The 13,410-nt window shown below is 67.9% G+C and carries 12 protein-coding genes; 5 read left to right on the top strand and 7 right to left on the bottom strand.

The features are described from left to right. Positions 1 to 26: 26 nt before the first annotated feature. On the top strand, positions 27 to 602 hold the full coding sequence (locus A5625_RS01165) for a TetR/AcrR family transcriptional regulator (protein ID WP_066988552.1): 576 nt from the start codon (positions 27 to 29) through the stop codon (positions 600 to 602). Here A5625_RS01165 and A5625_RS01160 read toward each other — a convergent pair. The 5 genes from A5625_RS01160 to A5625_RS01140 all read right to left on the bottom strand — a co-directional run bounded on the left by A5625_RS01160 (position 596) and on the right by A5625_RS01140 (position 7,253). After that, positions 596 to 2,974 carry a glycoside hydrolase family 65 protein gene (locus tag A5625_RS01160; RefSeq protein WP_066988551.1) on the bottom strand — a complete coding sequence of 793 codons (2,379 nt, stop codon included), beginning with the start codon at positions 2,972 to 2,974 and terminating at the stop codon, positions 596 to 598. The two genes, A5625_RS01165 and A5625_RS01160, sit on opposite strands and share 7 nt — an antisense overlap. Further along, entirely contained in the window at positions 2,971 to 3,720 is a 750-nt protein-coding gene (locus tag A5625_RS01155; RefSeq protein WP_066988550.1) for a beta-phosphoglucomutase family hydrolase, read from the bottom strand. Before A5625_RS01155 ends, A5625_RS01160 begins: the two co-directional genes overlap by 4 nt. Positions 3,721 to 3,805: 85 nt before the next feature. Continuing rightward, positions 3,806 to 4,618 (bottom strand): class I SAM-dependent methyltransferase, encoded by an 813-nt coding sequence (locus A5625_RS01150; RefSeq protein WP_066988549.1) that lies wholly within the window; start codon positions 4,616 to 4,618, stop codon positions 3,806 to 3,808. Continuing rightward, positions 4,615 to 5,727, bottom strand: coding sequence for an NmrA family NAD(P)-binding protein (locus A5625_RS01145; RefSeq protein ID WP_066988548.1), 1,113 nt, complete (start codon positions 5,725 to 5,727; stop codon positions 4,615 to 4,617). The genes A5625_RS01150 and A5625_RS01145 overlap by 4 nt, the downstream gene beginning before the upstream one ends. Continuing rightward, the gene (locus tag A5625_RS01140; RefSeq protein ID WP_066988547.1) at positions 5,724 to 7,253 is read right to left on the bottom strand and encodes an MFS transporter; all 1,530 of its coding nucleotides are present in this window, start codon (positions 7,251 to 7,253) and stop codon (positions 5,724 to 5,726) included. The genes A5625_RS01145 and A5625_RS01140 overlap by 4 nt, the downstream gene beginning before the upstream one ends. Before the next feature lie 77 nt (positions 7,254 to 7,330). Between A5625_RS01140 and A5625_RS01135 the strand changes: the two genes are divergently transcribed. From A5625_RS01135 to A5625_RS01120, 4 genes are all read left to right on the top strand, one after another. Beyond that, the gene (locus A5625_RS01135) at positions 7,331 to 7,975 is read left to right on the top strand and encodes a helix-turn-helix domain-containing protein (RefSeq protein ID WP_066988546.1); all 645 of its coding nucleotides are present in this window, start codon (positions 7,331 to 7,333) and stop codon (positions 7,973 to 7,975) included. A 45-nt stretch (positions 7,976 to 8,020) separates the two neighbouring features. Beyond that, entirely contained in the window at positions 8,021 to 9,622 is a 1,602-nt protein-coding gene (gene guaA, locus A5625_RS01130) for a glutamine-hydrolyzing GMP synthase (protein WP_197515910.1), read from the top strand. Between the two features lie 192 nt (positions 9,623 to 9,814). Beyond that, positions 9,815 to 10,501, top strand: a complete 687-nt coding sequence (locus tag A5625_RS01125) for a hypothetical protein (protein WP_066988545.1) — start codon at positions 9,815 to 9,817, stop codon at positions 10,499 to 10,501. Beyond that, a complete protein-coding gene (locus tag A5625_RS01120; protein WP_197515909.1) occupies positions 10,501 to 12,081 on the top strand; it encodes a DNA polymerase Y family protein in 1,581 nt (526 codons plus the stop codon). Before A5625_RS01125 ends, A5625_RS01120 begins: the two co-directional genes overlap by 1 nt. A gap of 10 nt (positions 12,082 to 12,091) precedes the next feature. Here A5625_RS01120 and A5625_RS01115 read toward each other — a convergent pair whose 3' ends face one another. Next, positions 12,092 to 13,261: an alpha-hydroxy-acid oxidizing protein gene (locus A5625_RS01115; protein ID WP_066988543.1), complete on the bottom strand. Its 1,170-nt coding sequence runs from the start codon at positions 13,259 to 13,261 to the stop codon at positions 12,092 to 12,094. A 70-nt stretch (positions 13,262 to 13,331) separates the two neighbouring features. Beyond that, on the bottom strand, positions 13,332 to 13,410 hold a 79-nt coding region (locus A5625_RS29820; protein WP_225325909.1), incomplete at its 5' end, for a hypothetical protein.

Raw genomic sequence — 13,410 nt, 5'->3', positions numbered from 1 at the left:
TCGACTACATCTGGTAGTGTAGTCAGATGACTACAACTTCCGCAACAGGGCGCGGAAAGGCGCCGACCGGCCGCGCGGAAGTCGCCGCGGCGATCCTGGAAGCCGCCACCGATCTGTTCGCCGAGCGTGGCCCTGCCGCGACCTCCATCCGCGACATCGCGGCGCGCTCCAACGTCAATCACGGGCTGGTGTTCCGGCACTTCGGCACCAAGGAGCAATTGGTCGGCGCCGTGCTCGACCACCTGGGCGCCAACCTGAGCGAGTTGCTGAGCACCGATACACCCGCGGCCGTGCTGGAGAAGTCCCTGGACACACAGATGCGGGTGATGGCCCGCACCGTGCTCGACGGCTATCCGGCGGGACAGTTGCAGAAGCGCTTCCCTAACATCGCGACGCTGCTCGACGGGGTGCGCCCGCTATACGACGACGAGGTCAAAGCCAGGCTCGCGGTCGCTAATGCCCTTGCGCTGCAGTTCGGTTGGCGGCTGTTCGCGCCAATCCTGCGCTCGGCGACCGGAATCGAAGAGCTGACGGACGCCGAAGTGCGCCAGGCGGTGGGCGCCGAGGTGCAGCGGATTCTCGGGCCCGCCGATATTCACTGAGCCCGCACTGATTCCGCGATCAAGGACCGCCGATGCAACGGTTCGCGGCCCGGCGGCTGGTGCGGCGGCGGCAGATGGGGCTTGCGGGGATGCACCGCCACCGTCGTCGTGGACTCGGTGGTGAGTCCGAGTTCCTCGCCGGCGTGCCGGATGGTGAGCTGGCCGCCGGGCCCGTCCCGCAGCGTGTAGGTGACGTCGGCGTGGTTGACGTCGACGGTGATCCGGAAGTCTCGCCAGCGAAGCCGGAACCGTAGCCGCGAAATGCCATCGGGCAGTTGAGGATCCAGCGACAGGAAGCCCTCGTCGTCGCGCAGGCCGCCGAAGCCGGCCACCAGCGCCGTCCAGGCGCCGGCCAGCGAGGCCATGTGCAGACCGTCGCGGGTGTTGTGGTGCAGATCGCGCAGATCGATCAGGGCGGCCTCGTAGGCGTAGTCGTGGGCCAGCTCCAGGTGACCGACCTCGGCGCACATCACCGCCTGAGTGCAGGCCGACAGCGACGAGTCGCGCACCATGCGCGGCTCGTAGTAGTCGACGTTGCGGGCCTTCTGCTCGGGGGTGAACGCGTGGCTCTGCCAGTGCATCGCCAGCACCAGGTCGGCCTGCTTGATCACCTGCGCGGGGTACAGCCGAACGTAGGGGTCGTGCAGCAGCAACGGGTAGGCGTGGTTCTCCCGGAAGTCCCACTCCGCAAAGGTGGTGAACCCTTCACACTGCTGATGGACTGCCAGCCCGTCGTCGTACGGAATGTTGGCGGCATCGGCCGCATCGCGCCACGCCGCTGTCTCCTCGTTGGTGACGCCCAGCGCCTTGGCAATGTCGGGGTGGCGGTTGCAGGCGGCCGCCGCGACGCGCAGATTGTGCGCGGCCATCAGGTTGGTGAAGACGTTGTCGCGCACGATCGCCGTGTACTCGTCGGGGCCGGTGACACCGTCGAGGTGCCAGACGCCGTGCCGGTCGTGATGGCCGAGGGACAGCCACAGCCGGGCCGTCTCGACCAGCACCTGCAGGCCGCAATCGGCCTCCAGGTCGTTGTCCCCGGTGACGATGCGGTAGCGCTCGAAGGCCATCGCGATGTCGGCGTTGATGTGCCAGGCCGCGGTGCCGGCCGGCCAGTACGCCGAGCACTCCTGCCCGCGGATGGTCCGCCAGGGGAAGGCGGCACCCTCCAGACCCAGCTCGGTCGCCCGCTCCTTGGCCAGATCCAGGGTTGAGGCGCGCCAGCGCAGCGCGTCGGCCACCGTGTGCGGCGCGGTGTAGGTGAGCACCGGCAGCACGTAACCCTCGGTGTCCCAGAAGGCGTGGCCGTCGTAGCCGGTTCCGGTGAGCCCCTTGGCGGCGATGGCTCGGCGTTCGGCGCGGGCACTGGCCTGCAGCAGGTGGAAGAGCCCGAATCGGACGGCTTGCTGGGATTCGGGATCGCCCTCGACCTCCACGTCGGCGCAATCCCAGAAGTTGTCCAGATACTTGCGTTGCGAATCCAGCAGCCCCTGCCAACCGCTGTAGCGGGCGCTGTGCAGCGCGGCGGCGACCTGGTCGCGCAGTGCTGGGCGGGAGCGCATGCTCGACCATCCGTACGCCAGGTACTTGACGATGCGCAGCTTCTGACCCTCGCGCAGCCCGCAGATCACGGTGGTCCGGGCCAGATCGGCGCGCGCGTCGGTGCTCACCTCGACCCGCCCCTCCACCTCGACCTCATGGTCCATACCGCCGGCCATCATCAGCGCGCTGCTGCGGGTCCGGTGCATCAGAACCGCGCCGGTGTCGGTGTATTCGTGAGCGACCTCTTCGAGCGGGTTCTCCAGGATTGCCGCCACCCGGGGGTCGGCGGAGGTCTCCGGCTGGTCCTCGTTGGTGACCAGCTCGGACTGCACCGTCACCCGCGCGAAATCGCCGACCGCTTCCACGACGTATTCGATGGCGGCCACCCCGCGCTGGGCCAGCGACACCAGCCGGGTGGAGACCACCCTGACCTCTTTGCCCGCGGGTGAGCGCCAGTACGCCGTGCGGGTCAGCGTTCCGGCGCGCAGGTCCAAATCCCGTTCGTGGGACAGCAATTCGCCGTAGCGGACGTCGAACGGCTCGTCTTCGACCAGCAGCCGGATGATCTTGCCATTGGTGACGTCGACGAGCGTCTGGCCGGCTTCGGGGTAGCCGTAACCGGCCTCGGCGTAGGGCAGCGGCCGAATCTCGTAGAAGGAGTTCAAGTAGGTGCCCGGCAGGCCGTACGGCTCGCCTTCGTCCAGGTTGCCGCGTAGCCCGATGTGCCCGTTGGACAAGGTGAACAGGGATTCGGACTGGGCCAGCAGATTGAGGTCGAGCTGGGTCTCGCGCACGTGCCAGGGGTCAACGGGGAACGATTCGTCGGTGATCATGACTGCAGCAGCTCGGCGAGGTCGGTGACCACCACGTCGGCGCCGTTGCGGCGCAAGTCCTCGGCCTGGCCCACTCGGTCGACACCAACCACGAAACCGAAGTTACCGGCCCGCCCGGCCTCCACCCCGGACAAGGCGTCTTCGAACACGGCTGCCGCGTCGGCGGGGACGTCGAGTAGCTGCGCTCCGCGCAGGTAGGAGTCGGGTGCCGGCTTGCCGGCGATGTGTTCCTCGCGCAGGGTGACGCCGTCCACCCGCTTGTGCACGAATTGGTCCAGGCCGGTGATTTCCAGCACGTCACCGGTGTTGGCGCTGGAGGACACCACCGCGATCCCCAGCCCCTCGGCCGACACCGCCTCGAGGTAGCGCCGCGATCCGTCGAACACCTTGACGCCGTCTTCCTTCAACACCTTCTGGAACATATCGTTCTTGCGGTTGCCCAGGCCGTAGATCGTCTCTTCTTGGTCGGGATCGTCCGGGCCGCCGTCGGGCAGCTGGATGCCGCGGCTTTCCAGAAACGAGCGGACCCCGTCCTCGCGCTTCTTGCCGTCCACGTATTTGCGGTAGTCGGCGGCCGCATCGAAGGGCACGAATTCCTCGCCGGTGCGTTTGGCCCGATCCGACAGATAGGCGTCGAACATGGCCTTCCAGGCCTTGGTGTGCACACTGGCGGTGTCGGTGAGCACCCCGTCGAGATCGAACAGGCAGGCACGCACTTTCTCTGGCAGACCCAGCGCTGAGCTCACGCGATCCTCGCTCTCTCTCTCTGGTCTCGGAGGCTCATTAGACCGATACCCACTCCACCACGCCGCTATGTCTGTCGCCAAGCGTTCACCCGTTGATTGCCGTGGCGACGCCCTGGATCGCTCGAAGCCTCCCATCCGATAGCGCCCGGGTCAGGTTTTCGGCCTTCCGGTGAAAGTCACTGACGAAGGCGTGCAGGCCGAGCGGCTGAGGCGGCTGGGCCAGCATCGCCTGCATGAGCGCGGCGGCCTGCTCGGTCAGGTCATTCCAGTGCCCGACCGTGAACCCGGCGGCGCCGACGATCGCCCGCAACTCGTCGGGGGCCACCAGATGGCTGGTGGCGGGGGTGTCGGACCAGGGCAGCGGAAAGCCGAGCTTGCGATCATCGCCGATGGTTAAGTCCCACAGGGCAAGCCGGCCGCCATCGGCCAGCACCCGGCGGGCTTCGCTGTACAGGCGCGCCTTGTCGGCCACGTTCATCTGAACATGCTGGCTGACAATGACGTCGAAGGAGTCGCCGGCGAAGGGCAATGCGGTGACGTCGCCCTGCTGAACGGATATCGAACCGTTGAGTCCGACAACATGATTGAGCCACCGATGGGTGTCGCCGTACTCGGCGGTGAGATCCACGGCGGTAACCGCGCAGCCGCAGTGCTCTGCGATGTAGCGCGCGGTGCCGCCGATTCCGCTGCCCGCGTCGAGCACTCGGCTCTCAGGCGTGATCCCGGCCAAATCCACCAGTTGCGCGGTGGCGAAGCGGCCCATGGTGTGAAAGTCCTCGAGCAGCATCAGATCGGCGGGTGTCACATTGGCCAGATCCTTTCCGGCGTCGATCAGGGCGCGCTCGATGTTGCGCCGCGAAAGTCCGGTTGAGTACTGGTTTTCGATTGTCGCGCTCATTTCCGCTCCTGCGCTCCGGCGGTGATCAGGGCGACGGAATCCTGCTGTCCTGCAATGCCGTGCTCGCCACGCCATACCGGGGACTGGCCCGAGAACCGGGGGTGTGCGGGTTGGGGATGCTGTTGGATCCGGTCGAACTTGTCGAGCCGGTGCATCGGTGTCACTGCGGTCAGCATGAAGTTGGTCACTTGGCGAATGAAATTGCCTGCGGTGCGCCGGGATTCCGGGCCGGTGACATAGCGGCGGGCAATGGTGAGGAAATCTTCGGGCTCGACGCCGGCCACATCACGGACGTGCGTGGTCGGGGCGCCGGTCGCCCATGTTCCCTGGGCATGCTCGGGTAGGTAGTGCCGCAGGCTGGACTGGAAGAACAGGTCGGCGCCCAGCCGTTTCGCGTTGACCCGCACAGCCCGCATGAACATCGACGGCGGAACGTCGATGTGACGCACCCGTCGGCTCAGCGCTTCACCGACTGCATCGGCGATGTCGGCCCCGGACAGCAGCGTCGGCCCGGTAGGGCGGTACGCGCGGCCGTCGTGACGGTGCGGGTCAAGCAGCGCGCCGACGGCGACCCGCGCGATGTCCTCGTTGGAGGGCGGCGCATTTCGGCCCGCCCCGGTCGGCGTCGGCAACACTCCGAGTTGGGCGGCCAGCGGGACCAATTGCAGATAGTTGTCGGCGAAATAGCCCGGATCGACGGCCACATGCGCCGTATCGGGCAACAGCTCGAACAACCTGTCGGTCAACCAGGCCTGCCTCGTCATCAGCGACGGGTGCTCCGGGCTGGCCAGCCATTGCCCAAGGGCCACTACCGCTTCCACGCCTGCGCGCCGTGCCGCCACCGCGAAGGCAACCGCACTGTCGAGCGCATGGGGATGGTAAGGAGGATTGAAGTACAGCCGGCCGACACCGGCGATCGCGCCGCTGACCTGTTGGATGTCAAACATATCGGCGACGACGACCTCGGCGCCCAACTCACGCAACCGGGCGCTGCGCGCGTCCTCGCGGTGCACCATGGCCCTAGTGGTGACGCCTTTTTCCAGCAGTTGGACGGCTACCGCACCGCCGACCTTGCCCGTGGCGCCGGTGACCAATACTCGACTATTCATCGGAGTTCCCTTTCCTTTTGACGCGCCGGTTCCCTGGCCGGGAGCAGCCAGCCGACGACGATCGCCGCACCCAGCGCGATGCCCGCGCACACCAGCGAGCTGACCTGCAGCCCGTCCAGGAACGCGCGATCAACGGCGGCGCGAACATGCCCGGCCTGCTGCGCGGGCAGATGCTGAATCACTGTGTGCGCCAGAGCCATTGAGTGGCGCATCGGGTCGGCGGGCAAACCCGCCAGCGCGGATGTTCCAAGGTGCCCCGAGTACACCGAGGCAAAGATGCTGCCGGCGATGGCCACTCCGAGCGTGCCCCCGAGTTCACGCGTGGTGTCGTTGACGGCCGAGCCGACCCCGGCCTTGTCGACGGGCAGCGATCCCATGATCGCCTCGGTGGCCGGCGAAACGGTCAGGCCCAGGCCGCCGCCCAGCAGCAGCATCTGCGTGGCGATCTGGTTGTACGGCGTCGCGGCATCTGCGGTTGATGCCCAGGCCAGGCCGGCCGCGAAGACCGCAAGGCCGGCGACGACGACGGCGGTGGTACCGCGGCGTTCGACCAGTCGGGGTCCCAGGATGGAGGCCAGCGCGATCGATGCGGCGACCGGTAGCAAGCGCACTCCGGCCTGAAACGCCGTGTAGTCCTTGATGAATTGGAAGTACTGGGTGATGACGAAGATGAAACCGAACAGGGTCAGAAAACCGGCGGTCACCGCCAGACTCCCGCCGGAGAATCGGCGGTTGAAGAACACCGAGACGTCAAGCATCGGATGGCTGCTGCGTCGCTCCCACCAGGCGAACACCACGAGAATGGTTGCGGCCGTGATAAAGCCGGCCGCGGTCCGGTCGTCGGTCCACCCCCAGGTGGGGGCCTCGATCACCGTGTAGACGAGCGCGGTGATCCCGGTTGTGGACAGGATCAGGCCGCCGACGTCGACACGCGGGGCGGCCGGGTCGCGCGAGGTGGGCACGAACAGGGTCCCGCCGATGATGGCAAGCGCCGCGATCGGAATGTTCACCATGAAAACCGAACCCCACCAGAAGTGCTCGAGTAGCCATCCGCCGCTGATCGGCCCGACGGCCACCCCGACGCCGACCATGGCCGCCCACAGTCCGATCGCCTTGGCCCGCGTTACCGGGTCGGTGAAGATGTTGGTGATCAGTCCCAGCGTGGTCGGGAAGATCACCGCGGCGCCCACCCCCATGGCCGCGCGCGCCGCGATCAACGCGTCGGCCGAATTCATTTGTGCCGCAATGCCAGAAGTCACAGCGAACAGTGCGAGCCCGGAGTTCAGCCAGCCGCGGCGGCCGTAGCGGTCGGACAGGCTGCCCGCGGAGAGCAGCAGTCCGGACATGACCAGGGTGTAGGCGTCGACGATCCATTGCAGTTGTGCGGTGTCGGCACCGAGTTCCCGGGACAGGGTGGGCAGCGCGACGTTGACGATGGTCGCGTCGACGCTGATGACGAACACGCCGAGGCAGATGACGGCAAGCGCGGCAATGGGGTGATTCCGGAACGTTGGGTCGGTACGCATGGACAAGACAGTAAATCTAGAAGACAAACAAATCAAGTAGTAGTTTGAAAAACATGTCTGCCCTCAGGTAAGGTGGCATGGTGGCACCCCGCAGGAACTACAACCAGAACTGTCCGATCGCGCGCGGGCTTGATGTGCTCGGCGAGCGGTGGACCCTACTGATCCTGCGGGAGCTGGTCGGGGGCGTGCGCCGGTACGGTGACCTGCGTGCCGAGCTGCCCGGCATCGCAACCAATCTGCTCGCCGAGAGACTCAAGGAGCTGCAGGAAGCCGGGCTCATCGAGCGCGCCGACCTGCCGGCCCCGATCGGCCGTACCGTCTACACCCTCAGTGACCTGGGCTGGCAGCGGGTACTGCCGATCCTGCGGAGCCTCGCGTGGTTCGGGGTGGACCATTTGGACCCGATCGGCGACGGGCCGGTGTCGCCGCTCAACGGGTTCCTGGCCGGAATCCTGTTGGGCTTCGATCCGGGGAGGGCTGCCGGTGTGGAGGCGACCTACCGTGTCGAGATCGACGGTCGCCGTTTCGAATTCGCCGTCACGCAAGGCCACCTCGCCCCCGCCCGTGGCGAGCCCGCGGTGACTTTCACCGCCACCGCGGCGGATCTGGTCACCGCCCGCCTGGGGGGCGACGAAGCCGAGCGGGACGCCGCCCTGCGCCGAATCGAGTTCAACGGCGACGCCGATGCCGTCCGCGCGCTGCGGACCGCGTTCTCGCTGTAGCACTACGGGGCGGAGGCGACGCGACCAGCCACTAGACTCGCGTCCGTGGCCGACCCCACTGAAACCCCTGAAATCGAGGTGTCCGAGACGACCGGATCGCCCGCTCGACCGGTGCTCGTCGTGGACTTCGGCGCGCAGTATGCCCAGCTGATCGCCCGTCGCGTCCGCGAGGCACGGGTGTTCTCCGAGGTCATCCCGCACACCGCCACGGTCGAGGAGATCAAGGCCCGCGACCCGCGGGCGCTGGTCCTCTCCGGCGGGCCATCCAGTGTCTACGCCGACGGCGCACCGCAGATCGATCCGGCCCTGTTCGATCTCGGGGTTCCGGTGTTCGGCATCTGCTACGGATTTCAGGCCATGGCGCAGGCGCTGGGCGGCACCGTCGCGCACACCGGCACCAGCGAATACGGCCGTACCGAGCTGAAAGTCCTTGGCGGTGAACTACATTCGGGGTTACCGGCCGTTCAGCCGGTATGGATGAGCCATGGCGATGCGGTCACGGTCGCGCCGGATGGGTTCGAGGTGGTGGCCAGCAGTTCCGGTGCTTCGGTGGCCGGCTTCGAGAACCGGCAGCGGCGGTTGGCCGGTGTGCAGTACCACCCGGAGGTCATGCACACCCCGCACGGGCAGCAGGTGCTCAGCCGATTCCTGCACGACTTCGCCGGACTCGGCGCGGACTGGACGGCCGCCAACATCGCCGGTGTGCTGATCGAGCAGGTACGCGCCCAGATCGGTGACGGCCACGCGATTTGCGGCCTGTCCGGCGGCGTGGATTCCGCGGTGGCCGCCGCACTGGTGCAGCGTGCCATCGGTGACCGGTTGACCTGTGTCTTCGTCGACCACGGACTTCTTCGCGCCGGGGAGCGGACGCAGGTGCAGCGCGACTTCGTGGCGGCCACCGGCGCCAACTTGGTCACCGTCGACGCGGCGGACACCTTCCTTCAGGCGCTGTCGGGCGTGACCAATCCCGAAGGCAAGCGCAAGATCATCGGCCGCCAGTTCATCCGCGCCTTCGAGGGTGCGGTGCGAGACATATTGAGCGACACCGGGTCTGAGGTCGATTTCCTGGTACAGGGCACCCTGTATCCGGATGTGGTGGAGTCCGGCGGCGGCACTGGAACGGCGAACATCAAGAGCCACCACAACGTCGGCGGCCTGCCCGACGACCTGAAGTTCAAACTCGTCGAGCCGCTGCGGCTGCTGTTCAAGGACGAGGTGCGTGCGGTCGGGCGCGAGCTGGGCCTGCCGGAGGAAATCGTTGCGCGCCAACCCTTTCCGGGTCCCGGGCTGGGCATCCGGATCGTCGGTGAGGTCACCGCGCAGCGGCTGGACACGCTGCGGCGCGCCGACTCGATCGCCCGCGAGGAACTGACTGCCGCGGGGCTGGACAACCTGATCTGGCAGTGCCCGGTGGTGCTGCTCGGCGACGTGCGCTCGGTCGGCGTGCAGGGCGATGGCCGGACCTACGGGCATCCGATCGTGCTGCGTCCGGTGTCCAGTGAGGACGCCATGACCGCCGACTGGACCCGGGTGCCCTACGAGGTGCTGGAGCGCATTTCGACCCGCATCACCAACGAGGTGGCCGAGGTCAACCGGGTGGTGCTGGACATCACCAGCAAACCCCCTGGCACCATCGAGTGGGAGTAGCCGGCCCGACCTAGTTTCCGCGAAAATGCGACCACATGGCACTCATCTGCCACACCAGTATCGATCGCATAACGCTGTCCCTCACGTCGCTTGACGGTTGTCAGAGGGCGGGTGTTTACTTCGGAATGTATCGAACATACATTCGAAATCGAGTCCCGGAGGCTCCCGGAAAGCAGGTGATAGGAGGCTGTCATGACCGCGGCTTTTGCCTCCAGTCGTCACCTAGAAAACCGTGCTGAGCAGCTGGAATCGCTTCGCCGGCGGATGGCGAGCATCTCCGGGAAGAAGGGTGCGCGGGCCGTCCCCGAGGACCTGCTGCCGGACTCGGAAGCCCACCTGGCGCTGCCGCCCTGGCTGGCCGAGCTGCTGCCCGCGCCACTGCCCCGGGGATCGGTCGCGGTGCTTTCGGGCGCCCGGTCGCTACTGCTGAGCATGGTGGCCGCGGTCACGGCGGCCGGTGGCAACGCCGCAATCGTCGGCCAGCCGGATATCGGGCTGCTGGCCGCCGCGGAGATGGGCGCCGATCTGAGCCGGCTCGCGGTGATACCGGATCCCGGAACCGATCCGGTGGAGGTGGCCGCGGTGCTCGTCGACGGCATGGATCTGGTGGTGCTGGGGCTGGGCGGATGCCGGGTGCCGCCAACCCGGGCGCGGGCGGTGGTGGCCCGCGCCCGGAACAAGGGCTGCACGCTGTTGGTCACCGGCGGCGACTGGCAAGGGGCGCCGACGCGCCTCGCCGCCCGGGTCTGCGGTTATGAGATCACTCAGGGTTGTCGGGAGGCGCCCGTCCCTGGATTCGGCCGGATCAGCGGGGTCCGGCTGCAGGTCAGCGGGATGTGTGCGGGACGACGGGTGACGGCCCAACCGCGAGCCGGGTAATGCCCGAGGTACCCCCTTCTGGTTCAAGGGTTTTGGCGATCTGGTGCATGGATTGGCCCGCGGTCGCGGCGGCCACGGCCGCGGGGCTGACCGCGACCGCCCCGATCGCGGTCACATTGGCCAACCGGGTGATCGCCTGCTCGTCGGCCGCCCGGGCGGCGGGAGTGCGGCGGGGCCTGCGACGCCGGGAGGCGGCGGCGCGGTGTCCGCAATTGCACGTCACCGCCGCCGACGCGGACCGCGACGCCCGCTTCTTCGAAGCGGTGATCGCGGCGGTGGACGACCTGGTGCCCCGGGCCGAGGTGTTGCGGCCCGGACTCCTGGTGTTGCCGGTGCGTGGGGCGGCCCGCTATTTCGGGTCCGAGGCCACCGCCGCCGAACGGTTGATCGACGCGGTCGCCGCCGCCGGCGCCGAATGTCAGGCCGGAATCGCCGACCAGTTGTCCACCGCGGTCTTCGCGGCCCGGGCGGGCCGTGTCGTCGAGCCGGGAGGCGACGCGAGGTTTTTGGCGGTGTTGTCCATCCGCCAACTCGCCACCGAGCCGAGCCTGTCCGGTGCCGGCCGAGAAGAACTGACAGACCTGTTGTGGCGGATGGGGATTCGCACCATCGGACAGTTCGCCGCGCTGTCGCGCAGCGACGTGGCTTCCAGGTTCGGCGCCGACGGGGTGACCGCGCACCGGTTGGCGCGCGGTGAACCCGAACGGCCGCCCTCCGGGCGGGAACCGCCGGCCGAACTCGAGGCGGTGCTGGACTGCGACCCGCCGATCGACCGGGTCGATGCCGCCGCGTTCGCCGGGCGCTCGCTGGCCGGCACGCTGCACCAGACGCTGATGGCAGCCGGGGTGGGATGTACCCGCCTGGCCATCCACGCCGTCACCGCCAACGGCGAAGAACTGCAGCGAGTGTGGCGGTGCGCCGAGCCGTTGACCGAGGACGCCACCGCCGACCGGGTGCGCTGGCAGCTCGACGGTTGGTTGAGCAGCCGCACCGCACACAATCCCCGTCCCACCGCCGCGGTGACGCGGTTGCGGCTCAACGCGGTGGAGGTGGTCTCCGCCGAGGCGCTGCAGTTGCCGCTCTGGGGTGGCCTGGGCGAGGAGGACAGGCTGCGGGCCCGCCGGGCGCTGGTGCGGGTGCAGGGCCTGCTCGGCCCGGAGGCGGTGCGGGTGCCGGTGCTGTCCGGCGGCCGCGGACCGGCCGAGCGCATCACGTTGATCCCACTCGGCGACGAGCCGGTGCCGCGGGCCGATCCCGAGCTGCCGTGGCCCGGCCGGATGCCCGAGCCGTCGCCGGCGGTGTTGCTTGACGATCCGGTGGAACTGCTTGACGCTCAAGGAAACCCGATACGGGTGACGCTGCGGGGGCTGTTCTCCGCCGACCCGGCGCGCCTGATCGCCCATGGCCGAGAGGAGCGGTTGTGCTGGTGGGCCGGGCCGTGGCCGATCGACGAGCGATGGTGGGATTCCGAATTGAGCAAGGGCCGCACCGCCCGTGCCCAGGTCTTGCTGGAGAGCGAGCGTGCGCTGCTGTTGTGTTATCGCCAGCGGCGCTGGTATGTGGAGGGAAGCTACGAATGACCCACCAAAGTCATTGCGCTCCGGCGTATTCGACGCGCCGCAATGCGTCGGGAGTCAGGTCCTCGAGTGAGGGGTATCCGTCGACGGCCATGATCAGGTCCGCCTCGGCCAGCAACGATCGCAACACGTGCACGATGCCGTCCACACCGCCGAGGGCCAGTCCGTAAGCGTAGGGGCGGCCGATCCCCACCGCGGTCGCGCCCATCGCGAGCGCTTTGATGATGTCGGCCCCACCGCGCACACCCGAGTCGAACAACACCGGCATCCCATCGGCGGCCTCGATCACCCCGGGCAGGCAATCCAGGCAGGGCAACCCGCCATTGGCTTGCCGACCGCCGTGGTTGGAGCAGTAAATAGCATCCACCCCAATGTCTTTGGCGCGCCGGACGTCGTCGGGATGGCAGATGCCCTTGACCATCAGCGGCAGGCTGGTCTCGGATCGCAGCCACTGAATGTCCGTCCACCGGAACGGTCCGCCGAAGATCGGTAGCTTGCGCACCGCCGCCTCGGTGGCGTCTTCGCCGGAGCTCAGCTGGGCGCGGAAAACGGGATCGCTGGTGTAGTTGGCCAGGCAGCCGCTGGGCACCTGCGGATAGTTCCCGCCGCTCAGGTCGCGGGGACGCCAGCCGGTGACCCAGGTGTCGAGGGTGACGGCGATGCCCTTGAAGCCGGCCGCCTCGGCCCGGTGCACCAGGCTGGCGGCCATCTTGCGGTCCGGCGGCGTGTACAGCTGGAAAAACGCCGGGGTGTCGCCCAGTTCGGCGGCGAGGTCTTCCATCGGGTCGGCCGACAGGGTTCCCACGAAGAACGGCACACCCGTGCGGACCGAGGCCCTTGCACAGAGTATGTCCCCGTGGCCGTTCGGGTCGCACACCCCGATGACGCCGATGGGTGCCATGAATATCGGAGACGGGAACCGTATGCCGAACAACTCCACTGACATATCGCGCTGCTCGGGGGCGATCCCCATGCGCGGGTACAGGCCCCACCGCCTGAAGGCCGCGCAGTTGGCGCGCTGGGTGTGCTCGTTACCCGCGCCGCCGGCCACATAGCCCAGCACTTTGGGCGTCATCGCCGCCGCCGCCTTTTTCTCCAGGTCCTCGAACCTGATCGGGTACTGCGGCTGATTCCCGTGTAGCGACTGGTCGTACAACTCGTTTTGGTAATCGGCGAAGGCCATGATCGCTGCTTTACCCGGTGCGTCACGCACCAAACGAGGGCGAGGATCCCGCCCGGCAGTCACCCCGCCGTCAGTACCGCCCGAAGGCGATGGCGACGTTGTGTCCGCCGAACCCGAACGAGTTGTTGATGGCGTACTCGTAGTTGCCG

Origin of the sequence: Mycobacterium sp. 1465703.0 (assembly GCF_001672975.1) — a bacterium.
Lineage (GTDB): Bacteria > Actinomycetota > Actinomycetes > Mycobacteriales > Mycobacteriaceae > Mycobacterium.
Note: the sequence above shows the minus strand (reverse complement) of the source record. Positions and strands in the feature narration are given on the sequence as shown.